Origin of the sequence: Mycobacterium sp. DBP42, assembly GCF_005924235.1 — a bacterium.
Taxonomy (GTDB): domain Bacteria; phylum Actinomycetota; class Actinomycetes; order Mycobacteriales; family Mycobacteriaceae; genus Mycobacterium; species Mycobacterium syngnathidarum.
In genome coordinates this window covers 39,703-62,608 of record NZ_VCMY01000025.1, presented here as the reverse complement: position 1 = coordinate 62,608, position 22,906 = coordinate 39,703, and the positions used below count along the sequence as shown (strand labels likewise).

Annotated in this window: 19 protein-coding genes and 1 pseudogene; 7 read left to right on the top strand and 13 right to left on the bottom strand. The window is 65.6% G+C overall.

Annotated features, from left to right (window positions below):
* Nucleotides 1-145: 145 nt before the first annotated feature.
* The 4 genes from E0T84_RS20850 to E0T84_RS20835 are packed head-to-tail and all read right to left on the bottom strand — an operon-like array spanning nt 146 to nt 6,333.
* Entirely contained in the window at nt 146-1,054 is a 909-nt protein-coding gene (locus E0T84_RS20850) for a PaaX family transcriptional regulator C-terminal domain-containing protein (RefSeq protein ID WP_212757722.1), read from the bottom strand.
* Nucleotides 1,014-2,687 (bottom strand): (2,3-dihydroxybenzoyl)adenylate synthase, encoded by a 1,674-nt coding sequence (locus E0T84_RS20845; RefSeq protein ID WP_138745410.1) that lies wholly within the window; start codon nt 2,685-2,687, stop codon nt 1,014-1,016. Before E0T84_RS20845 ends, E0T84_RS20850 begins: the two co-directional genes overlap by 41 nt.
* Nucleotides 2,687-4,765, bottom strand: coding sequence for an acetate--CoA ligase family protein (locus E0T84_RS20840; protein ID WP_138745409.1), 2,079 nt, complete (start codon nt 4,763-4,765; stop codon nt 2,687-2,689). Before E0T84_RS20840 ends, E0T84_RS20845 begins: the two co-directional genes overlap by 1 nt.
* A complete protein-coding gene (locus E0T84_RS20835) occupies nt 4,762-6,333 on the bottom strand; it encodes an FAD-dependent monooxygenase (protein ID WP_138745408.1) in 1,572 nt (523 codons plus the stop codon). Before E0T84_RS20835 ends, E0T84_RS20840 begins: the two co-directional genes overlap by 4 nt.
* Nucleotides 6,334-6,424: 91 nt before the next feature.
* Between E0T84_RS20835 and E0T84_RS20830 the strand changes: the two genes are divergently transcribed.
* Genes E0T84_RS20830 through E0T84_RS20820 form a run of 3 tightly spaced genes read left to right on the top strand, consistent with a single transcriptional unit; the run spans nt 6,425 to nt 9,049 of the window.
* The gene (locus E0T84_RS20830) at nt 6,425-7,579 is read left to right on the top strand and encodes a cupin domain-containing protein (RefSeq protein ID WP_138745407.1); all 1,155 of its coding nucleotides are present in this window, start codon (nt 6,425-6,427) and stop codon (nt 7,577-7,579) included.
* Nucleotides 7,580-7,583: 4 nt separating this feature from the next.
* Nucleotides 7,584-8,420: a fumarylacetoacetate hydrolase family protein gene (locus E0T84_RS20825; RefSeq protein ID WP_138745406.1), complete on the top strand. Its 837-nt coding sequence runs from the start codon at nt 7,584-7,586 to the stop codon at nt 8,418-8,420.
* Nucleotides 8,417-9,049, top strand: a complete 633-nt coding sequence (locus E0T84_RS20820) for a maleylpyruvate isomerase family mycothiol-dependent enzyme (protein WP_138745405.1) — start codon at nt 8,417-8,419, stop codon at nt 9,047-9,049. The genes E0T84_RS20825 and E0T84_RS20820 overlap by 4 nt, the downstream gene beginning before the upstream one ends.
* Nucleotides 9,050-9,092: 43 nt before the next feature.
* On the opposite strand, the gene E0T84_RS20815 is transcribed toward E0T84_RS20820, so the two are convergent.
* Nucleotides 9,093-9,782 (bottom strand): response regulator transcription factor, encoded by a 690-nt coding sequence (locus E0T84_RS20815; RefSeq protein WP_138745404.1) that lies wholly within the window; start codon nt 9,780-9,782, stop codon nt 9,093-9,095.
* On the bottom strand, nt 9,782-10,987 hold the full coding sequence (locus E0T84_RS20810; RefSeq protein WP_138745403.1) for a GAF domain-containing sensor histidine kinase: 1,206 nt from the start codon (nt 10,985-10,987) through the stop codon (nt 9,782-9,784). Before E0T84_RS20810 ends, E0T84_RS20815 begins: the two co-directional genes overlap by 1 nt.
* A gap of 183 nt (nt 10,988-11,170) precedes the next feature.
* Here E0T84_RS20810 and E0T84_RS20805 point away from each other — a divergent pair, with 183 nt between their 5' ends.
* Together E0T84_RS20805 and E0T84_RS20800 are read left to right on the top strand one after the other, a co-directional pair.
* The gene (locus tag E0T84_RS20805; RefSeq protein WP_138745402.1) at nt 11,171-12,031 is read left to right on the top strand and encodes an SDR family oxidoreductase; all 861 of its coding nucleotides are present in this window, start codon (nt 11,171-11,173) and stop codon (nt 12,029-12,031) included.
* 247 nt (nt 12,032-12,278) lie between these two features.
* Nucleotides 12,279-12,830: a hypothetical protein gene (locus E0T84_RS20800; RefSeq protein ID WP_138745401.1), complete on the top strand. Its 552-nt coding sequence runs from the start codon at nt 12,279-12,281 to the stop codon at nt 12,828-12,830.
* A gap of 7 nt (nt 12,831-12,837) precedes the next feature.
* On the opposite strand, the pseudogene E0T84_RS20795 reads toward E0T84_RS20800, so the two are convergent.
* The 3 genes and pseudogenes from E0T84_RS20795 to E0T84_RS20785 all read right to left on the bottom strand — a co-directional run.
* Nucleotides 12,838-13,037: pseudogene (locus E0T84_RS20795) on the bottom strand (NAD(P)-binding protein); the annotation flags it as partial.
* Nucleotides 13,038-13,148: 111 nt separating this feature from the next.
* Complete coding sequence (locus E0T84_RS20790; RefSeq protein ID WP_138745400.1) at nt 13,149-14,177, bottom strand: homogentisate 1,2-dioxygenase; 1,029 nt, start codon at nt 14,175-14,177, stop codon at nt 13,149-13,151.
* Nucleotides 14,174-15,175 (bottom strand): 3-keto-5-aminohexanoate cleavage protein, encoded by a 1,002-nt coding sequence (locus E0T84_RS20785; RefSeq protein WP_171055121.1) that lies wholly within the window; start codon nt 15,173-15,175, stop codon nt 14,174-14,176. The genes E0T84_RS20790 and E0T84_RS20785 overlap by 4 nt, the downstream gene beginning before the upstream one ends.
* 169 nt (nt 15,176-15,344) lie before the next feature.
* Between E0T84_RS20785 and E0T84_RS20780 the strand changes: the two genes are divergently transcribed.
* Nucleotides 15,345-17,294, top strand: a complete 1,950-nt coding sequence (locus tag E0T84_RS20780) for an acetoacetate--CoA ligase (RefSeq protein WP_138745398.1) — start codon at nt 15,345-15,347, stop codon at nt 17,292-17,294.
* A gap of 53 nt (nt 17,295-17,347) precedes the next feature.
* Here E0T84_RS20780 and E0T84_RS20775 read toward each other — a convergent pair whose 3' ends face one another.
* Complete coding sequence (locus E0T84_RS20775; protein WP_171055120.1) at nt 17,348-18,040, bottom strand: FadR/GntR family transcriptional regulator; 693 nt, start codon at nt 18,038-18,040, stop codon at nt 17,348-17,350.
* A 345-nt stretch (nt 18,041-18,385) separates the two neighbouring features.
* On the opposite strand from E0T84_RS20775, the gene E0T84_RS20770 reads away from it, so the two are divergent.
* Entirely contained in the window at nt 18,386-19,144 is a 759-nt protein-coding gene (locus E0T84_RS20770) for an SDR family NAD(P)-dependent oxidoreductase (RefSeq protein ID WP_171055119.1), read from the top strand.
* Between the two features lie 200 nt (nt 19,145-19,344).
* On the opposite strand, the gene E0T84_RS20765 is transcribed toward E0T84_RS20770, so the two are convergent.
* From E0T84_RS20765 to E0T84_RS20755, 3 genes are all read right to left on the bottom strand, one after another.
* Nucleotides 19,345-19,947 carry a TIGR03086 family metal-binding protein gene (locus tag E0T84_RS20765; protein ID WP_138745396.1) on the bottom strand — a complete coding sequence of 201 codons (603 nt, stop codon included), beginning with the start codon at nt 19,945-19,947 and terminating at the stop codon, nt 19,345-19,347.
* 123 nt (nt 19,948-20,070) lie between these two features.
* Complete coding sequence (locus E0T84_RS20760; protein WP_138745395.1) at nt 20,071-21,342, bottom strand: cytochrome P450; 1,272 nt, start codon at nt 21,340-21,342, stop codon at nt 20,071-20,073.
* A 280-nt stretch (nt 21,343-21,622) separates the two neighbouring features.
* Nucleotides 21,623-22,885 carry an acyl-CoA dehydrogenase family protein gene (locus E0T84_RS20755; RefSeq protein WP_138745394.1) on the bottom strand — a complete coding sequence of 421 codons (1,263 nt, stop codon included), beginning with the start codon at nt 22,883-22,885 and terminating at the stop codon, nt 21,623-21,625.
* Nucleotides 22,886-22,906: the final 21 nt, after the last annotated feature.

The window sequence follows — 22,906 nt, the reverse complement described above, 5'->3', positions numbered from 1 at the left end:
ATCACCACTCCGTTGATTCCACGGGAGCGGCAATCAATTTTCCTGTGTGGCAACGCTGGTCGGATCCACGATCCGAGCCGCAGCGGGCCCGATCCGACTCAACCAGCGAGAAGTCCCACTGTGCACGGTAACGCGGTTCGGTGAGCTAGCCGGCCACCGTCTCGGTGTCCTGTACGGGTTCTTCGGCGATTGCCGACACGTACGCACGGGCCGCTGGTCCGAGCGCCTCGTGCAGGTGCGCGAACAACCGGTGAGCCTCCATGCCCGGCCAGGGTGACGGAGTGAGCTCCAACGGCAGTGCCGGGTCGCGGTACGGAAAGTGGCGATAGCCGGAGATCAACAGCGTGCGGGCCACCAGGGCCGCCGGACCTTCCAGCGCCTGCACCCGGTCTGCCAACGGGGCGAACTTCGCCAGGAATGCGTGGTACTCGGCTGCGAGGCCGGGCAGATCCCAGCAGCGTTGCGCCAGCGCGCGATCGTGCTCGAGCCCGTCGGTGAGGCACCGCAACACCTCGACCTGTCCGTTCGGAAGCTCCGCGCTGATGCGGCGGGCCTCCACCCTTCTGTCACCAGGCGCCAGCCAGGTCGAGGTGCCGAGAAAGCCGAAGCCGTGCCACAGCAGATCCTTGCGCAACTGTTCGCGTAGCTGTCGCTCATCCTCGGACAGCTGGTAGATGACCATCGTCCAGGTGCCCGACCAGGAAGTGACGGACGGGGCGAAGATTCGCTCGCGCCCTTCGTCGAGTACGTCGAGCATTGCCGGCGTGAGCCGATAAATCGTCTCCCGACCGGCACGACGGCTGGTGAACCACCCGTCTCTGCGCAGTCGCGACATGGTGACCCGCACGGTCGCGGGCGCGATGTCGAACGCTCCGAGCAACGTCGTCAGGTGGCCCAGCCGTACCTCGGCGTCGGTGCAGAAGCGGAGATAGTCGCCGAAGAGGTCGAGGATGATGCGTCGCGGCTTGGGTGGCACCGGCGCCGCGCCGGTGAAGAACGCGTCCAGAGATCCACTAGTTGTGGGCACCGGAGATCCGGGCGGCGATGTCGTCACGAAGCGCCTTCTTGTCCAGCTTGCCGATCTTGGTGATCGGGATGCTGGACACGATCTCGAGTCGGTCGGGAAGCTTGTAGGCGGCAATCCCGAGGCTGGTCAGGTGGGAGCGTATCTGATCGAGCCCCAGCGTGGTCCCGGCCGTCGGTACGACGTAAAGGCACACGCGCTCGCCGAGTGAGGGGTCCGGCATGGCCACGGCAGCAGTGAGTTCGACTCCGACCATGGTGTAGACCAGGCTCTCGAGTTCCTCGGCGGAGATCTTCTCACCGCCCCGGTTGATCATGTCCTTGTCGCGACCGTGCACCACCAGGTTGCCGTCAGGTCGCCGCACGACAACGTCGCCGCTGCCGTACCAGCCGCCCGAAATGAAGGCCCGTGCGTTGTGTTCGGGTGCGGCGTAGTAACCCCGCGGTGTGTACGGACCGCGGGTGTAGAGCGCGCCGGGCTGCCCGTCGGGGACGTCGTTGCCCATCGCGTCGAGGATGCGCACCTCGTCCGCTTCATGTACCGGCCGGCCCTGTGTGGTGCAGACGACCTCGTCCGGGTCGTCCAGCCGGGTGGTGTTGATGAGGCCCTCTGCCATCCCGAACACCTGCTGAAGCGTGCACCCGAGGACCGGTTTGATGCGCCGCGCGTATTCGTCCGGCAACCGGGACCCACCGACCTGCAATACCCGCAACTTGCCCAGCCGCCCACCACCGGCGGCCGTCTGGTGCTCGATCCAGCGCTGGGCAACCGCGGGAACTACCGCTGTCACGGTGACCCCCTCGGACGCGATGGCATCGAACGCCCGTTCCGGCTTCGGGCTGGGGAGCATGACCACCTTGGCGCCGGTCAACAGCGCGCCGAGGCTGCCTGGGCAGGCCAGCGGAAAATTGTGGCCGGCCGGCAGCGCGGCGAGGTAGACGTCATGCTCGCCGAGTTCCGTCACGGCCGCCGTCGCACGGATGCTGCAGACGTAGTCGTTGTGGGTGCGCGTGATGAGCTTCGGCAGGCCGGTGGTACCGCCGGAAATGAGAAAGCAGGCCGGTGCATCGGGGTCCGGATTCCAACCATCGACCAGCGCCCGCAGGGCGGACACGTCAGTACCTTGGTCCGGCCGACCGAGCACATCGGTCAGTGCGACAGCCTCGCCCCTCGGTGGACCATCGACGAACACGGTCGTCAGATCGGGCAACTCGGCCACGAGGTCATGGGCCAGCGACTGATGGTCGAATTCATGCAGCACATCCGGGACCGCAATGCCCTTGGCCTCCGACAGCGCCGCCAGGTGTGTGAGTTCGTAACGGCGGTGCGCCGGCAAGGTCATCACCGGGATCACACCAGCCCGGAAGCAGGCCAAGGTCAGCACGACGAACTGCCAGCCGTTGGCGAGCTGGATCAGCAGCCGGTCGTCGGGCTCGAAGCCGAGTTCGCGTAGGCGCACCGCTGCGGCGTCGGCGCGGTCCATCAACTCGCCGTAGGTGAGCCGGACGCTGCCGTCGACGAGTGCTTCCCGGTCGGGATGCTCGTCGGCGGCGGCACGGATCAGCGTCCCCAGCGTCCGGTTCTCCCAATAGCCCTTCGCCTGGTACTCGGCCGCGACGTCGTCGGGCCAGGGCACGGTACCGAGGTTGGTCGCACGGCTCATCAGCGGTGGCTCCGGTCTGGCGGGTACGTACCCACCACGACGGCGTCGAGAGCGACGAGACCGGCGTCGGTGGCACGCAGCGGATTGATCTCTATTTCGGATATCGACGAATGGGTCTCGACGAGGTCGCCGAGGACGGCCAGCACGCGTGCCAGCGCGCCGCGGTCCACGGCCGGGTTGCCCCGCTGGCCGTCGAGCAGTCCGCGTGCCGTCAGCACGTCGGGAAGTTCTCGGAGCCAGGAGGTTTCGGCGGGCCAGCCCGCCACCGCGATGTCGGCAAAGAGTTCGGTGGCGGTCCCCCCGGCGCCGACCACGACGACCGGACCGAAAACCGGATCGCGCCGGGCACCCACGATCAACTCGACCCCGGGGCCGGCCATCTTCTCGACGAGTACCTCGTCGTCGCCACCGACACGCCGCGCGACCTCGGCGACGTCTCGGTATGCCTCCGCCATGGCAGCAGCGGTGTCGACACCGACGCGCACCCCGCCGACGTCGCTCTTGTGCACCACGGTGGCGGACGAGATCTTCACCACCACAGCGCCGCCGAACTCCGCCAACGCGGCTTGGGCCTCGTCGGCGGTGCGGACCAGACGCCGCTTCGGGGTGGCGATGCCGAACGTGTCGAGCAGGTCCTTGGCGGCGGACTCCGTGAGCCCGGTCGCGGAGATCTGCACATCCGACACCGGTGGACGATCGACTGCGGGGGCGGGTTGCACCGGTTCACATGCCGGCCTGCTGCGCAGGTCGGCATCTTCGGCCAGGGCGTACAGCGCCACCCCGACCGCCCGGGGCCCGACTACCAGCGGCACACCCACCTCGACCGCGCGATGCCGCACCTTGTCGACGTCGTCGGGTGGTCCGTCGACCCCGATGACGACGGCGGCATGGCCTGCCCGGTGTGCGGGATCTGCTGCGTCGATCAGGTCGACGACCGGTTCGGTGAGGGCGTAGACCGCCACCATGTCGATGCCGGGATCATCGGCGACAGCCGATATCACGTCGCCGTGATGCGGCCCCGGCCGACCGGTGTCGACGGGGTTGGCCTGATACGTCATGGCCGGAAGCAGGCCGGAGAGCTTCTCCCGGGTCGGCGGCGTCAGGGCCGGGAATGAAACGCCTGCGTCCTGAACGGCATCGGCGATGACCAAACCGGGACCCGCCTGGGCAGTGACGAGCGCGGCCGTCGCCGCGCGCTTCGGTGCCAATCGCCTGCGAGCCAGCACCGACGTCGCCGTCACCAACGCGTCGACGTCCTCGACGACTACGGCCCCGGCCTGGCGCAGCAGTGATCGCGTCGTCCGCCACGAGGTCGCCAGCGCCCCGGTGTGAGACTGCGCGAACGCACCGATGTCGTTCTTGCCCACCACCAGCGCAACCACCGGTTTGACCGCGGCGGCCCGGCGGACCGCCGCCAGCAGCGCGGGACCGTCGGACACTGTTTCCAGGTGGACGGCGATCGCCGTGGTGGCCGGGTCGTCGGCGAGGAAGTCGAGGACGTCCGGCGCCGCGACATCGATGCCTGCGCCGATGCCGACCCCGAGGCTGATACCGGCGTGCTCGCGCTGAAGCGCGAAGGCCAGCGCATGGTTGAGGCCGCCGCTGGCGGCCACCACACCGACACCGCCCGGTACCAGCGAGCCGACGCCCGGGACGAAGCTGGCAAGCAGCCCGCTGGCCGGAGCGAAGAAACCGGACGTGTTCGGGCCCAGCAACCGGATGCCGCCACGACGGGCGGCCTCCAGGAGCGCGGCCTGATGCTCCGCACCGTCGCCGCCGACTTCGGCGAATCCGCCGGCACAGACGAGGGCGGCGCCGACGCCCGCCGCAGCGCACTCGTCAAGCACCGGAGCACAAGCGGGTGCCGGGACGCAGAGCACGGCGAGGTCGACCGGACCTGCGGCCGCCGCTTCCGTCACGGAGGTGACCATCCCGGAACCGCCTCGGGGGTTCACCAGTGCCACGGTGCTGCTGTATGCCGACAGGCTGGCGGCCATGGCGCCACCGAGTTTCGCCGGGTTGCCCGAAGCACCCACCACCGCCACCCCGCGAGGGGCGAACAACGCCCGCAGCGTCATCGGCCCGGGCCGATGACGGTCGCGACGGCGTCGGTGCGACCCGACAGGATCATCGTCTCGGCCACCACCGGGTCAGTCACGTCGTCACCGGCCACCACGACGGTCAGTCCGCGCCGCAGCCGCGCCTCCTCGGCGAGCAACCGGCGCGCCAGCGTAGGGGCCCCGTCGATGACTACTCCGCCCGAGCCGGGCAGGGTGACGGCCAGCGCATCGACATCGGCGGCCGCGCTGTCCGCCGGAACTTCGACCAGGGGTACGGCCACGCGGACACCCCGCCCGTCGTCGACCGTAGCGGTGCCCGCAGCGATCGTCAGCCCGAGGGAACGACCGGCGAGCCTGGTGCCGGCGACGTCGACGGGTGTGTGCAGCGCGTCCGCGCCGTGTTCGCGCTTCCAATGTTCGCGGACCTCTGCGGCAAGCTCCGGGTCGCGCCGGGCGATCTTGTCGATGTCGATGCTGCGGGAAAAGAAGTGGAACGAGAAGGTGGTCGGGTCCAGCGTGCGCTGATAGCTGCCGAAATGTTCCCACCACGACAGGCTCGGCACCGCAGCGGACTGGATCTTGGCCACCGGCACCTTGGCGTTGTCGACGTACGCGGCCAACGCGGCGCCAAGGTCCTTATCACCGTCGGCCACCGCGGTCAGTTGGGTGGCCAGCTCGATGGCATCCTCCATGGCCATCTTGGTGCCGGACCCGACCGAGAAGTGCGCGGTGTGCACGGCGTCGCCGAGCAAGACCACGTTGCCGCGGCCCCAGTGCTCGGTCCTCCGGGTACGGAAGTTGGCCCACCGGGAATTGTTGGCAACGAGGTGCCCGCCCTGTAGGTCCTCGGCGAACAGCCACTCCAGGTAGTGCTGGGTGAACTCGTCCGACGGCCCGGGCGGCTGGCTGACGTCGAAGGTGTCCAGGCCGGCCCGGCGCCAGGTGTCCTCGTCCGTCTCGACGATGAAGGTGCTCAGTTCGTTGCTGATCGGGTAGGCGTGTGCCGCGAAGTTACCGCGGTTGGACACCCGGTGAACGAAGGTCAGGCCGTCGTAGAGGTGATCGGTGGCGAACCAGATGAACTTCGCGCCGGCCGTCTCGACGGTGTGGCCGAGGGGAGCCTCGGTCTCCAGCTGACTGCGTGTGGTCGAATTCGCTCCGTCCGCGCCCACCACCAGATCGAAGGATCTGCGCAGTTCGTCCAGCGGCGGCGCGACGGTGGCATACCGGATGTCTGCTCCGGCGAGCTCCGCGCTGTCCTGCAGCCGCCGCAACAGCTCTTTGCGGTGAATCGCCGACATCCCGTTTCCGGCGAATCCGTGGCGCTCGCCTTGGCTCCACACCTCGATGCGGTCCCAGTGGGTACCTGTCTCGGCCAGGGCTTCAGCCAGGACCGGGTCGGCCGCGTCGATCGTGCGCAGGGTGGCATCGGAGAACACCACTCCGAAGCCGAACGCGTCTTCGCGGCGGTTCCGCTCGAAGACGGTGACCGCTGCCGATGGGATGGACCGCGCGATGAGCGATGCCAGCAGGAGCCCGCCGGGGCCGCCGCCGACCACCGCGACGCTGGACAACGAATCAGGCATGTCGGAGACGGTAATCCCGAGCAACCAAATATGCAACACTTCTTGAGCGGACGCCTTGACATCGTTTCATATGGGGAGCAGGCTTGAGCCCATGACCATCGGCGACGCCGAAACCCCCGTCAAGATCACCGCTGTTGCGGGGCCGGGCCAGCCCGAGGTGACCCCGCAGCTCGATGCGCTGTACCAGGCCTTCGGACAGGAGCTCCTGGTCCCGCTGTGGACCCAGATCGGCGACCTCATGCCCGCGCATCCCAGCTCCCGGGCGGTTCCACACCTGTGGCGCTGGCGCAACCTGATCCGGCTGGCCGACCAGGCCGGCCACCTCGTACCGGTCGGCCGCGGCGGCGAGCGCCGCGCGATCGCGTTGGCCAACCCCTCTCTGGGCGGTCGCCCCTTCGCGACGCCCACGCTGTGGGCCGCGATCCAGTACCTGATGCCGGGCGAGAACGCCCCCGAGCATCGCCACAGCCAGCACGCGTTCCGCTTCGTTGTCGAGGGTTCCGGGGTCTGGACCGTCGTCGGAGGTGACCCGGTTCCGATGAACCGCGGCGACTTCCTGCCACAGTCCGGCTGGAACTGGCATGCCCACCACAACGCCACCGCCGAGCCGATGGCGTGGATCGACGGTCTGGACATCCCGTTCCAGTACACCAACGAGTCACAGTTCTTCGAGTTCGGACGCGAGAACATCACCGATGCCGAACGCAGCACCCCCAAGCGCTCCCGTTCGGAGCGGCTCTGGGGACACCCTGGCCTGCGTCCGCTGTCGGTGGGGGCGGCGGGTCCGGGTTCACCACTGCTGTCCTACAAGTGGGAGTTCACCGACCGTGCGCTCGCCGATCAGCTCGCACTGGAACAGCAGGGGTACGGCGGGACCGTCGAGCCCGGTCACGCCGCGGTGCGCTATGTCAACCCCGCGACCGGCGGCGACGTGTTGCCGACCATCCGCGCCGAGTTCCATCGCATTGGCCGCGGCGCCGAGACCGCCCCGGTACGCGAGACCGGCTCCTCGGTTTTCCAGGTATTCGACGGCTCCGGCATCATCACCGTCGGTGATCAGTCCTGGACGGCCACCCGGGGCGACATGTTCGTGGTTCCCTCCTGGGAGCCGTTCTCCGCCCGATCCGAGGCCGGTTCGTCCGACTCCGACTCGGGCCACCTCGATCTCTTCCGCTTCAGTGACGCCCCGATCTTCGAGGCGCTCAACCTCAACCGCATCCAGTTCCATACCGGCAAGGACGTCTGACATCATGAAACTCGCCACCATCCGCACCTCCGACGGCACCCACGCCGTCAGGCTCGACGGCGATACGCTCATCGACCTGGCCGCACCCGACCTCGGGGCACTGTTCGCCGATCCAGACTGGAAAGCTCGCGCGGCGGCCGCCACCGGGCCGACCTACCCCGTGGCAGGCGCCGATTTCGCGCCGGTGGTACCCAACCCGTCAAAGATCGTGTGCGTCGGGCTCAACTACCGCAGCCACATCGAGGAGATGGGCCGTGACCTGCCCGACCACCCCGTGCTCTTCGCGAAGTTCGCCGATACCCTGGCCGGGGCCGACGACGACATCGTAAAACCCGCCGAGACCGAGCAGTTCGACTGGGAATGCGAGCTCACGGTCGTGGTCGGCAAGACCGTCCGCCACGCGCGGGGGGCCGAGGCCGAGGCAGCGATCGCGGGGTTCACCGCGCTCAACGACTTCAGCGCACGCGACTGGCAGTTCCGCACCCGCGAATGGCTGCAGGGCAAGATCTGGGACGCGACCACCCCGGTCGGCCCCTACGTCGTGACACCCGATGAACTGCCGGGCGGCGTACGTCCCGCGCTCGACACCCAGCTGACCATCGGCGGCGTCGTCAAACAGACCGCCAACACCGCCGACCTGTTGTTCGACCCGGTGCATCTGATCGAGTACATCTCGACGATCATCACGCTGCGTCCCGGCGACCTCATCGCCACCGGCACCAACGGCGGCGTGGGTCACGCCCGCACACCGCAGGAATTCCTCTGGGGCGGCGAGACGGTCCAGATCACCATCGAGGGCATCGGGACCATGACGAACAAGATCGTGAAGGACGCGGGATGACGCCACGCACCTTCGCGGACGCACGGCGATGGATGCACATCGGTACCGAACTGCTCCTCGATACCGTGTCGGGGCTCGATGAGACCGCGCTGGCTCAGCCCAGCCAGCTGCCCGGCTGGTCCCGCAAGTACCTGGTCGCCCATGTCGCGGCCAACTCGGACGCCCTGCAGAACCTGGTGACATGGGCATCCACCGGCGAAGAGACACCGATGTACGCGTCGGCGGCGGCGCGAGCCGAGGGCATCGAGCGGGGCAGCAAGCTGCCTGATGACGAGTTGCGCGCGTGGCTGCACAGTTCGGCCGGGCAACTCGAGGACGCCATGGTGGCGCTCACCGAGGAGCAATGGCAGACCAAGGTGGTCACCGCCCAGGGTCGCACCGTGCCCGCCACCGAAATCCCGTGGATGCGTGATCGCGAACTCTTCGTCCACACGGTCGATCTGGACCACGGGGCGACGTTCGCCGACCTGCCGACCGACTTTCTCGAGGCACTCCGTGCCGACGTCGTGGCGAAACGCGGGCTCGAGGACTCCGAACTACCCGAGGGAGACCTCCCCGAAGTTGTGGCCTGGCTGGCCGGCCGGGCTCATGCCCTGGTCGACGTCCCAGATCTCGGCCCCTGGCTGTGAGCGGCGTCTGACATCTCGGGACCGACAGCTCTTCGGTCACGTCTCAGAAATTGGACGGGCCCGTCTCACCCAGTGCGGTAACCCCGGTCTCCAGCGCCCAAAGCGCGATCTGGGTACGTGATGACAGGCCCAACTTTGCCAAGATGTTGCTGACGTGGGTGCGTGCGGTGCGCTCGCTGATCGACAGCCGGGTCGCGATCTCCTGGTTGGACAGACCCTGCGACACCAGGCTCACGACGATCTGCTCTCGTGCCGTGATGTGGCTCGCCGGCCGGTCCGCTGCCTTCCACGATCGCGCCAGGGCGCTTGTCACCGCGGGGTCCACTGGCATTTCCCCCGCCATGACGCTGCGTATCGCGGAGACCAGCTCATCTGGGCCAGCGTCCTTGAGCAGATAGCCGTTGGCACCCGCATCGATCGCCTGCCGTGCGCGACTCGGGTCTCCGAAACTGGTCAGCACGAGGGTGGCCACCGTCGGAAATGTCGAACAGATCCGGGATATGAGTTGCGCCCCGGACAAGCCCGGCATGTGCAGATCCAGCACCACCACGTCGGGGAGCTGGTCGAAGGCCAGGAGTCGGTTCAGTAGCTCCAACAACGTGTCACCGTCGGCGGCGTCACCGACAACCTCGACGTCGTCATGCATCGCGAGAAAAGCCCGCATGCCTTCTCGGACCACTGCGTGGTCGTCGACCAGCACGACACGGATCGCCTGGCGAGCAGAGCCATCCATCATTCCGCGATCCGGCCGAGGGGAACTTCGATCCGAACCGTGGTGCCCTGCGGCGAGCTGTCGATCGTCAGACGTCCCCCCAGTTCGGCACACCGCGCCCGCATGTTGGCCAGACCAACGTGACCGGGCTTGGGTTCGGTCGCATCGAAACCGTGGCCGTCGTCCACCACCTCGACGACGAACACCTCACCGAACATATCGGCCGCAGTTGTGACCTCGACGCGGACGCTGCGCGCGTCGGCGTGGCTGATCGCGTTACCGATGGCCTCCTGCACGATTCGATAGATCTGCTCGTCGTCCGGGCGTTTCAGTGGGGGGATATCCTCGACGGCCCGGACCGTGACAGCGACACCCTCGCGCGCCCGCACCGTCTCACCTAGTTGCTGCAGAGCGGGGACGAGCGCGTGTTCTCGCAGTTCCGCGGGACGCAGATGCAGGATCAGCGCCCGCATCTCGTCGACTGCGCGGGCGATCACACCGCCGAGTTCCCCCAGCCCGTCACTGAGACGTGGACCCGCATCTTCGCGGGCGGCCTCCAACTGCAGCGCACGGACTCTCAGTTGCATCGAGAACAACAGCTGAGAAATCGCGTCGTGCAGGTCGCGGGCGACGTGCGCCCGCTCTTCCAGCGCCGCCTTGTCACGCATCTCGGCGGCCAACCGCGCGGTGTGCACGGCGAGGGCACCGTGGTCGGCCATCGCGGTCAGAAAGGCGATGTCGGATGGCTCTGGTCGGTTCTCCCGGGTATAGAAGGCCGTCATCGCCCCGACGACCTCGCCGCGCACCGACAGCGGGACGGCAGCCAGCGCCACCCATCCACGTTGACGGGCCAAATCGAGCAACGGCGCCAACCGACTGTCACCGACCATTGTGTCGACATCGCCCACGACAGACCGGCCCGTGCGGAAAGCCTCGACGGTGAGCAACGGCGCTCCCAGCGAACGCGCCTGTTCCAGGCATCGGTGGTAGGCAGGCGGACAACCCGATGCGCCCACCATCTCGAAGGTGTCGTGGAACCGCGAACAGATGCTCACCGTACACATGTCTGCAGCACTGGCGACACAGGCCTCGCGGGCCAACTGATCGAGAACCGCTTGCAACGGACCCTGCCAGGCGATGCTCGATGCCGAACGGGCGAACGCTTCGATCATCCGGTCGTGCCGCTGCCGCGAGGCATCTGAGACGGTCGTCACAGATACTGCCATGCCGTCGAATCTACGCGGCCGACATCGTCGGTCACAAGCAAGGATGCCTAGCAAGATGGACGGCCCAAATACGCAGCCAGATACGTCATTTGACCGACCTAAAGGACGTCAAATGCCCACCGTCCGACGTACGAAGAGCGGCTACCTTAGTCCCGGTTCGGCAAACTGCGGAAGGCCTACGTGATGATTCTCATTCTCGGCGGGACAGGACAGGTCGGTGGCTACCTCACCGAACGCCTCAACCAGACCGGTGTCCCCTACCGCGCTGTGGTACGCACCGAAGACGCTGCGCAGAGCATCCGCGACCGCGGCGGCCAACCGGTACACGCGGACCTGACCAGTCCCGACACCGTCGCCGAACACCTGGACGGCGTTTCCAAACTTTTTCTGCTCACCCCGGGTGCCCCGGACCAACTGGAGACGCAGAATCGACTGGTCGACCTCGCCAAGAAGAGTGGGGTTCCGCATGTGGTCAAGTTGTCGGTCTACACCTCGGAAGAGCATTCACCGTGCTCGTTGAGTCGTTGGCATTGGCACAACGACGAATATCTGAAGGCCAGCGGTCTGGACTGGACCATTCTCTACCCGCATACCTTCATGCAGAATCAGCCGCTTCAGTTCGGGGCGACGATCCGGCAGCAGAACCAGATGAGCGCAGCGGTGGGGCCCGACAAGACGATCAGCATGGTGGATGTGCGTGACGTCGCCGATGTGGCGGCCAGCGTGCTGACCACCGACGGCCACCAGGGCATGGAATACCTGATCACCGGTCCAGAGGCGATCAGTTATGCGGACTGCGCGCGAAAGTTCTCCGCAGTCCTGGGCCGCACCATCAGCTACAACGAGGTGTCGGCGATCGAGGCGTTCGCGGCGCTCCATTCGTCCGGCATGCCAGACTGGCTCGCGGACGCCCTTGTCGCGCTGCACACGATGTACGACACCGGCAAACTGAACCCGATCACCGACGTGGTGGCGACCCTGGCCGGCCACCCGGCCCGGACATTCGACGAATACGCGGCCGACCATGTAGAGGTCTTCCGCTGACGGCCCTCGCTGACATCGGCGCCTTTCGGTAGTTGCCCATGCCGGCGGCTTCCCTCGCGGCACCCCGGCATGGGTACTTCTCGTACCGTAAGAACGATCAAGTATTTGGGGCAGTAGGACTCGCGCCCCAAAACCACAACGTCCCAAAGGGGGCCACCCGGTAATGGGCGAGAACGCCGGGCCGGCGTCGGGGGATCCAGATCGATCGAAGCATCGGGGCGGGCGGAGGTTCGCGCCGGAACTTCCCGTGACTGTCGCGGTGTCGCGGCGGGTGACAGCGCACAATTGCGATGCGGCCAACGAATGGGCACGGGAGTTGGTGGACGCGGCACGGGGATTCCACGGATACCTCGACTCGGAGATACGGACGATCGACCGAGACGGTGCCGTCGATGTGGTGGTTGGGCTCAACTTCGCGCGGTCCCAGGATCTGGTGGCCTGGGAGGAAAGCGACGCACGGACCGAACACGTGCGCCGCGGAGAACAGTTGACCGAAGGTCCCATGGTCGGGTTGACGATGTCGAACCTCGATATGCTGTGGACCGCGCCGCCTTCGGTGGCCACGGCGTCGTTGCGATGGTGGACGACGTTGTGGGTGTGGACCGCGCTGATGCCCGCTGCGTTGTTGATCAATCTCCTGTTGATCCCACATCTCGAGGGGCTGGCGCCGGTGTTGCGTACGCTGATTTCGACGGTGATCCTGGTGCCTTGGGTGACCTGGATCGGGTTGCCCGCAGTACATTTCGTACGCACTCGCGTGGGGTCATGGGTCAAGCGGCGCAATCCCTCAGTGCGCTGATTTGGAGGAATGGCGACGCCGGCGCCATCGGGTGGACCGCCGACAGATGTCATGGGAAACGCCCGGGTATTCCGGCGCGGGAAGGGTGCGGGCGCCCCCGCCGAGCGTCGACTGTGCCTCGAACACCCGCACCGAAAGATCCGCACGCGCGCAGATCACCGCGGCCGCCAGTCCATCCGGGCCGCTGCCGACCACGGTGACATCCATCGACGCTTCCAACTCGAAAACGGCGAACGCCCGAGTGGACCCGTCACCGGCTTGACGGTTGGCCGGGATGCGCCGGGGCCCGATAGCAGGCCCCGGCTCGCACTCGCGTCGTCATTGTTTGATGTTCGCGGTGTCCTCGGAGGGATGAATACCGAAGAGCGAAGTCTCCATGAGGGCAGCGAACTCGGCACCTGCCGGGGTCCGTTCAAGGTTGGCTCGCGTCTCGAACAACCATGCGACGTAACCTTCGGGGACGTTCTCCGCCGGCCCCTGGTGAATCAGCCCCTTGGGGACCCACACCACGGTCCCCGGGTGGGTCATATGACCGAAAACCCCTGGGCCACAGGCGTAGATACCGACTTCGTCGTAATCGGCATTGTGATGCACGGGCGGGCGCACCGTCTCACGGGCCCCCAGGTAGAACACCAGCGTCTCCTGACTCGCGCCGTACACCAAACGCGCGGGCGGCGCGGCCATCGGACCTTCACTCGGGGGTGGGGTGATGCCTTCGAGACTGAATCGCTGGACGACGGGGGCGCCCTCGGTCTTCAACACGGCCAGCGGATCATAGTCGAAGTAGTACGAGGTGGTCTCGGCGCCGTGGCGCACCACGAGTTCCTGTTCACCGGAACGGATTTCGCCGGCATCGAACGCCCTGGGCAGCTCCACCTCGCGGTCCAGCACGGTAGCCATGTCAGCATCGATGTTCATTTGTTCCACGGTCGTCAGCACCATCATGCGCAGGGAGTCGACCTGACTGAGCCGATAGGACACCGCTCGGGGCACGACAACCATGTCGAGCGGGCTCAGCTCGAGCACGCCGAAATCCGTCTCCAGGCGCGCATTACCGTGAGTGACGAAGAACAGTTGGTCGTTCCTGACATCGCGCATCGCGAACGCCGTATCGAGATTACGGTGCCAGAGTTCGAACTTGACGGTGTCACTGTCCAGCACGGTCACCGGAATGGCACGTGGATCGTCGGCGGCCTCCAGCGTCCAAGTGTGCAACCGCTGGGGGCGGTACGTCCCCTCCACCCGGGTGTAGCCAGGCGAATAGGTGGGGCGCACCATCGTCGAAAGCGGTCCGGCGAAGCCGTTCCGGGTGTAGAGGTCGACGTTTAGTTCGCCGTGCTCCGTCACGACAACACAGCCTTTCGCTTGCCGGCGGGCAGCCCGAGCAACGCCCGGGCCTCCTCAGCGGTGGCCAACCGCCGACCGAGGGACTCGGCCGTGGCACGTACCCGCTCCACGGATTCCTTGCTGCTTTCCAGGAGAGCATTGCTGTGCGGGTATTTGAACGCTGTGTCTTCGGTGCCGACTCGAACGTGCAACCCCAGCAGCATCGCCGTCGTCACCAGGTAGTGGCTGGCACGTCCCGCTGCGGGAACGATGATGTGTGCGTCCGGATCGATCTCGCGGATACGGTCGACGATCTGGATGAGTTCCTGCATCATCGCCTTGGGATGGGCGAGATAGGTCGCCAACCGCGAGGTTGTCTCGTCGTAGGGGTAGCCGATCAGGATTCCCCACATCGGCTTCTCTTTGAGGATGCCCTTGGAGAGGATCAGTCGGTTGGCCAGGTCCACTTCGGCAGCCGAGTGGATCGAGAACGTCAAGCGCACACCGTGTTCGGTGGCAACGTGCGCGGTGGTTTCCATCCACTCCACCGGGAAGTTGGGAGCCATCGGGACCCACTCGGCAAGCCCGGCAGTGATCGCGTACATGTTCTCGGCGAAGTTGTCGCCGGTGAGGACGTTGGCGTCACAGATCCAGTCACGCGATGTCCGTGCCTCGATTCCGGCGTAGATCTTGGCGTAGGCCTCGGGCAGGCTGAGTCCGGAATCGCGGATTCCCGGGATGCCCAGAACATCGAAGTGGATCCCGCATGCGCCAGCATCAATGGAGTCGGCCGCAGCTTGAGCAAATGAGTCGATGTCCAAACCGAACTGCTCATGAGAACCGGCGTCGTTCCGCACGATGCGGCCCGAGACCGCCGCACCGACGACGACAAGCTCCGGAATGTCCCACCGCGGCTGCACGGACAGGTCCGGCAGCCCGTCCATGTCATTGGTTCCGCGTGCGTGCAGCGCCTGGCGCATGGACGGAAGCTCCGCCCAATCCTTGCTGAGATCAAACAATGGGATGCACCTCTCTTGGAAGTTCGTTGCAGCTCGCCCACGGCTGGCAGCGTGATGCGGCTCATGATCGGCTGCACATGTGATCGCGCATGCCAAGTACATCACGAACCATGCAATGTTTCAAGGTTTTCTTGACACGCCCGTAACTTGCCAGATCTACTTGGCGATGATGAACGCCTCCGATCCCGAACTGCTGTGGTCGCCCGCCCCTGAGACGAGCGCCAATACCCGAATCGCCGCTTTCGCGGACTGGTTGCACCGCCGGCACGGTCTGAGCTTCGACAGCTACCAGGACCTCTGGTCCTGGTCGGTGTCGGACATCGCCACGTTCTGGGACGCCGTGAGCAAGTTCTTCGACGTGCGCTTCGCCGCCCCGGCGCGGGCGGTCCTCGGCGACGACTCGATGCCCGGTGCGGCATGGTTCCCGGGAGCCGAACTCAACTATGCCGGGCATCTGCTCGGCGCAACGCGTTCCGGTACCGCCATCACCGCGGTGCACGAAGACGGCGAGACGGAGCAATGGGATTGGCAACGCCTGCGCGCCGAGGTCGCCTCGTTTGCCGGCTACCTACGCGGACAGGGCGTACAGCGGGGTGATCGCGTGGTCGCCTTCGTGCCCAACACCCCGGAGGCGATCGTGGCATTCCTGGCTTCGGCCAGCATCGGAGCGATCTTCGCGATCTGCGGTCCAGAGTTCGGCCCGGCCAGCGTCGCGGCACGCCTTGCCCCCCTGGAACCCAAGGTGTTGATCGCCAAGTCCGGCTACCGATTCGGCGGCCGGTACCACGACAGGTCGAACGAAATCGCCGAGCTGCGTCGGGCGCTGCCGTCGTTGACGGCGGTGGTCACCTTCGGAGCAGACGCGCCGCTCACCGATTCTGTCTCCTGGGCCGACGCGATCAGCACGGCGGAGCTGACCGGCATCGAGCCAGTCCCGTTCGACCATCCGCTGTGGGTCCTGTTCTCCTCGGGCACGACCGGTGCCCCCAAGGGAATCGTGCACGGACACGGCGGGATTCTGCTTGAACATCTGAAACTGCTCGGCCTGCACATGGACGTGCAGAGTTCCGATCGGTTCTTCTGGTACACCTCCACCAGTTGGATGGTATGGACCGTGGTCGTCTCGGCATTGCTGCTCGATTCCACAGTCGTTCTTTACGACGGCAGCCCGACCCACCCCGCGCCGGACGCATTGTGGCGCATCGTGGACGATCAGCGCGTCACAATATTCGGCACCAGCGCCGCGTATCTGCACGGCTGCGCGAAGGCCAATCTGGTGCCGAGGCGCGACTACGACATCACCTCGCTTCGAGCACTTCACTCCACCGGTTCACCGTTGTCGGCCAACGGATTTCACTGGGCACACCGGGATGTCGGGGAGCACATCCCGCTGTTCTCCAGCAGCGGTGGCACCGACGTCGCCAGCGCCTTCGTCGCCGGTAATCCGATGCTCCCCGTCCGAACGGGGGAAATCCCCGGTCCGTGCCTGGGCGTCAGTGTGCAGGCTTGGAATACCGCCGGCAAACAGGTCGTGGGCGAGGTCGGCGAACTCGTGGTGACAAAACCCATGCCATCCATGCCGTTGTACTTCTGGAACGATCCGCACGGCGAACGCTATCGGTCTTCGTATTTCGAGGAGTTCCCGGGCGTCTGGCGCCACGGCGATTGGATCGAGTTCACTGCGCGCGGAAGCGCCGTTATCCACGGCCGGTCCGACGCCACCCTGAACCGGATGGGGATCCGCATCGGTACCGCCGAGATCTATCAGGCGGTCGAGCGTCTCGACGAGGTCGCCGAGGCACTGGCTGTGGGTGTCGACGGTGATGACGGCCAGTATTGGCTGCCGCTGTTCGTGGTGCTCGCGCCAGGCCTGACCCTCGACGACGACCTGATAAGCCGGATCAAAGAAACAATTCGACGTGATGCGTCACCACGGCACGTTCCCGACCAGATCATCGCCGTGCCGGGGATTCCGCACACCTTGACCGGCAAGAAGCTCGAAGTGCCGGTCAAGAGGATGCTGCAGGGCCTGCCGACCACGGTGGACCCTCAGTCGGTGGACCGACCGGATTTACTCACGCTGTTCGGTGAGCTCCGAAGCAAAACTCCCGCTTCATAGGAGCGGGCCCAAGCCGGCAATCCGCTGTCCGGGCCCGCACCGGAATCGGTGCGTCACGCGCCCGAACGCTCCTCCAGTTGGCGGCTCCACACCCGGGTGATGTGCTCCGACATGAGCCGGCTGACCTTGGTCGCAGACCCTCGGCTGATGGCATTCAGAATCTGTTGGTGATCTTCCAGTACGCAGCCCACGTCGGCGAACTCCATCGATCCGTTGGGCAGTCGGTATCTGCTGCGGTTCAGGATCTCGAGAACGACGTCGATGAACCGATTACCGATCGCCCGGAAGAGGATTTCGTGGAACTCCATCGAAAGCTCAGTCAGGTCGGCGCCCTGCCGATCCGCCTCGCGAGTACGAACCATGTTGTCTTCCAGGGCATCCAGATCGATGCGGGAGATCTTCGTCACGGCGTGTGCCGCTATCGCCGGCTCCAGGATCATCTTGGCGTCGATGAATTCGTCGAGCGAAGATTCGTCAACGGTGAGGAGGTTCTCAAATGCGGTGATCGCGGCCGGCATCGGCTCCCGGGCCACGAACGGGCCGCCGCCCACCCCCGGCTTGACCCGGACCAGCCCCTGTTGATCGAGGATGAGAAGTGCCTGGCGGACGGCTGAGCGACTGACCTTGAACCGCTCGCTGAGCTCTCGCTCGACCGGCAACTTATCCCCGGGTACGTAGGTGCCGTCGAGAATTGCAGAACGCAACTGCCGGACGACCCACTCATGCGGGCGCTCTATATCAGGCACTGGGTACACCCACACGATAATAGTCGAATGTTGGATATTTACATGTTTTGGGTCCACAGGGTGCCTCCGGGGCCGAGCTCGGATTCCGCGCAGGAGGAGAACCGTGGGTATCGGTTTCCAGTTGGCGGCAGCACCGGTCTTCCGCCGGACGCGCCCGACGAAAGCCCAGGAACCGACCCTCCCCCACAAGGCGATCACCCGGCCCCATCAGAACCACCGACTAAACTGTTCAATCTTTCAATAGTTCACTCCATTTTACTCTAGGCTGACACGGTGGCGTGTTCAACGCACACCGACGGCGGCGTGCTGCCGCGTTGTATATGTATGCACCAGAAGGAAATTCGAATGTCTGATATGTTGGACGGCAAGGTTGCGCTGGTGACGGGTGCGGGCAGTGGAATCGGCCGCGAGACCGCCCGGGCGCTGCTCGAGTACGGCGCGCGGGTGACCGTAGCCGATGTAGCCGAGGCGGCGGTCCGCGAAACCGTGGAACTGCTCGACGGTGGCGACGCCGTTCTGTCGGTCGTGACGGATGTCGCAGTGGTCGAGTCCGTCGATCACCTGGTGACCACGATCGTCGAGCGTTTCGGGCGACTCGACATCGCCCACAACAATGCGGGTATCGACCTGGTCGGTCCCGATATCGTGGATGTTCCCGTGGAGGGCTGGCACCGAGTCCTCGATGTGAATCTGACTGGCGTCTTCTACTGCCTGCGGGCGGAGATTCCATACATGCTCAAACAAGGCGGAGGTTCCATTATCAATACCGCCTCGGCCCTCGGGGAGGTTGCACTTCCTCACCAATCCGCCTATGTCGCATCTAAATTCGGGGTGGTGGGCCTCACCAAGGCTGCAGCGCTCGAATACTCAGCGCGCGGGGTTCGCGTGAACGCCGTCCTGCCCGGCGTGATCGAATCTCCGATGGTCGCGGAAGCCGCGGCCGAGAACCCAGGGGTCCTGGAGATGTTGTTGCGCGAGCACCCCATCGGGCGACTGGGGCGTGGACGCGATGTTGCCGAGGCTGTCGCCTGGCTGGGATCGGATGCGACGCGCTTCATCACCGGCACGACACTGGCAGTCGACGGCGGCTACCTCGCCCACTGATGGCCGGCCATTGACCTCACCGACCGGTATGGTGGCGCTGGCTCGGTACGACCCCGGCGCCAAGTTTTGATAATTAATGCAGCACAACTCTTTTCGCGAACACACCTCACCTCGGACCCCACAGTTTCTCTGCCCTACTTTAGGGGCCGCTTCGGCGGCTGGCTGTTGTGACCTGACACGTTGTTGTCAGGTCACAACAGTTAGCCCTTGGGGGACCAGTTAGGGTCACGTCCTGACACACCCAACGTGCGATCCAGTGTGGATGCGGTCGCAGGCACAGCGACTTCGGGACCGAACGCTCCGGATGCCCTTCCGTGCTCGGCGGATTCTGCGAGGATGCCATACACTGCCTCGGCGACATGGTCGTCACATTGATAGGAAGAACCCACTGCCCGGGCAAGATCCCACCCATGCACGGCGAATTCGGAGAGCACGAGCGAGCCGACGAACGCCGCGGGCAGATCGCCCAGATCACTTCGGCCGATACTAGTCACACCCTCCCACGCAGCCGGATCGGACCATGCGGTGGCCAGAGCGTGGATGTTGTCGGCCAACAGGTTCCGCCAGTCCCCCACAGCAAGGTCCTGCTCGCCTTCGGCGGGGCGACCGGTGGGGATCGGCTCTTTGCGCGCTGCGAGTTCGAATACCGGCGCCCAGTAGAGGAGGTGCGTCAGCAACCCCTGCACATCGAACTTCTCGCACGGGGTCTCCGCCGTCATCGCGTCGGCCCGCACTGCTTCTGCGACTCTGGCCAATTCCGCTCCGGCGACTGCGATCAGGGATTTCAGGTCGCCACTGGACATCTGGACCCCTACCTCCTCATATCGTGTTAATTGACTGCCACCATGGGCACGCAGCCAGCAGCGTGGGGGCGGCGCAACATTTCGAGGCGCGGCCCCGCAGCCGTACTGGGAACAAATGGAAAACTACTGCGGCGGAGCCAGTTTCAACTGCAGTTTCTTGAATCCGTGCATGGTCGGCACGGGGATCCATTCGGGCTCGTCCGACGCCAACTGCAGCCGATCTCCGAATTCGCACAGCGCATCCAGCAGGCACCGTACCTCCAGCCGGGCCAGTGGCGCTCCCACGCAGAGGTGCTCGCCGTAGCCGAAGGCGAGGTGACGATTGCTACCGGAGCGCGTCACGTCGAACTTCTCGGGATCATCGAACGCTTCGGGATCGCGGCCCGCGGAGGCATACATCAGCACCACACGCCTGCCCGCTTCCAGCCGGACACCGCCGATTTCGACGTCGCGGGTGGTGATCCGCAGCATGCCGGTAACCGCGCCCATGATGCGCAGTGTCTCCTCGATTGCCGGACCGCGCAGCGACTCGTCGTTGCAGACGGCTCGCCACTGCTCCGGGTTCGACAACAGTTGGTGCATCATGTTGCCGATGAGCACGGTTGCCGTCTCGTTTCCGGCCTCCATCAACTGCGTGCACACACTGACCAATTCGGTGTCGGTCAATGGCCCCTCCGGGTCGTCCACGCCGGCCCACACCAGCGCCGACATCAGGTCCTCCGTACGCTCGGCGCGGCGGGCGGCGATCTGAGCAAGCAGATATTCCCGCGCTTCGGCGAGCCCCTCCGCCGCGCGTAACCGCTCCTCGGGCTCCAGCAGCGGATTGCCTACCAGCACGGAAAACTCGTCTGACCACTCTTTCATCCGGGCGGCGTCGGCCACCGGCAGTCCCAGAACCCGGGCGATTACCGTCAACGGCAACGGCACGGCAATCGTGGCACAAAGGTCAAACGTTCCGGACTGTGGCAGCGCCCCGACCATGTCCTCGATGAGTCCCATGACCAGCGGTTTGAGCGACTGGACTCGCCGCGGGCTGAGCACCGACAAGACGATCTTGCGGACCCTTGTGTGGTGCGCACCCTCGGAGTTCACTAACGACGGCGGCTCGTAGGGATAGCCATCGGGAAGACGGTCGCGCAACTCGGCGGGAACCTCGCCGCTGTAGAGCACATCGCGCGAACTGAACGCTTCCGTATTCTTGACGGCCTCGACCACGTCGGCATACCGGGTGATCACATAGCACTGCATCTCGTCACTCCAGAAGATCGGGGTCTCCTGACGTGCTCGGGCGTAGGACGGATACGGATCGACCATTTCCTCCGGGAGCGCCCAGTTGTACGAGCGGTGCGGACACTCTCCCACCCGGTTTGCACCGGAGGCGATATCAGTAGTCATGGTGCAGCAGTCTCCATTCGCCTAGATTCCGTCCGAAGCCTTCGAGGATCGCGACGGGCGTTCCGTCCGTGTGACGACCAGAATCGACCATCGGCGCTGCCTTCACTTCCGGCTCGTTGTGCTGGCTGGGTCTGGCGCCACGCACACCGTTGTGCAGGTCACAATCGACATCCGGTCGGACACATCTCACATCACACCACAAAACATTGAATAGTTCAAATGTTTCTTGTATTTCCTTCCGACGCGGAGAACTGGGACGTCAACGCTCGTTGCCTGGCGGCTACCCAGCCCCGTGCCGGTTGTCTTCCGGCGCAGACCGTGACGGGGGCAGCACGGGGGTACGTGCGAGTTCATGCTTGGCAATTGAGCGAAGGTGGACCTCGTCGGGCCCGTCAAACACGCGCATCGCCCGATGCCACCCGTACATCGCCGCAAGCGGGGTCGCGTCGGTGACCCCGGCGCCACCGTGCACCTGAATCGCTCGGTCGATCACGCCGGCCGCTGCCCGGGGGACGGCAACCTTGGCCATGGCGACGAGATTTCGAGCGGCCTTGTTGCCGGCGACATCGATCAGGTGGCTGGCTTGCTGGGCCAGCAATCGGGCCTGGTCGATCTCCACCCGCGACTCGGCGATCTGTTGCTGAATCACGCCCTGCTCGGCGAGAGGCCGACCGAAGGCAACCCGATGCTTCGCGCGATCGGTCAACAATGCCAGCGCCCGTTCGGCGGCACCGAGGGCGCGCATGCAGTGATGGATGCGGCCGGGACCCAGTCGGGCCTGCGCGGCCGCGAATCCGCCGCCCTCCTCACCGATGGTGTTCGTGATGGGCACTCGCACCCGGTCGAATACCACCTCAGCGTGACCGTGCTGATCGTGGTGGCCGAAGACCGGATAGTCGCGCACGATGGTCACCCCGGGCGTGTCGCGCGGGACGATCACCATCGTCTGCTGCCGGTGCGACGGCGCCGAGGGATCCGTCTTTCCCATGACGATGAAGAACGCACACCGTGGGTCCATGGCACCGCTGGCCCACCACTTGCGCCCATTGATGATGTACGAGCCGCCGTCCCGTTCGATGCGTGTGGCGATATTGCTGGCGTCGCTGCTCGCGACATCGGGCTCGGTCATCGCGAACGCCGAGCGGATCTTCCCAGCAAGCAACGGCCGCAACCAATCGTGTTGTTGCTGTTCCGTGCCGAGCAGGTGCAGCAGTTCCATGTTGCCGCTATCGGGAGCCTGACTATTGATGGCTTCTGGAGCCAGGTGCATACTCCATCCGGACAACTCGGCGATAGACGCATATTCGAGCTGGGTCAAACCAGACTCCGCGGGCAAGAACAGGTTCCATAATCCTTCGGCGCGAGCCTGTTCCTTCAAGACCTCCACGACGGGGGGGACCGTGTGACCGTCGGGCCCGGCGGCCTTGCGCTCGGCCAGGTACGCAGCCTCCGCCGGCAGCACCGTATCCCGCATGAAGCGCACCATCTTGTCCTGGAGCTCACGGGCACGGGCAGAGGGAGCCGGAAGCGCGTAGAAGGTCATGACGTGGTCCTTGATTGTGGG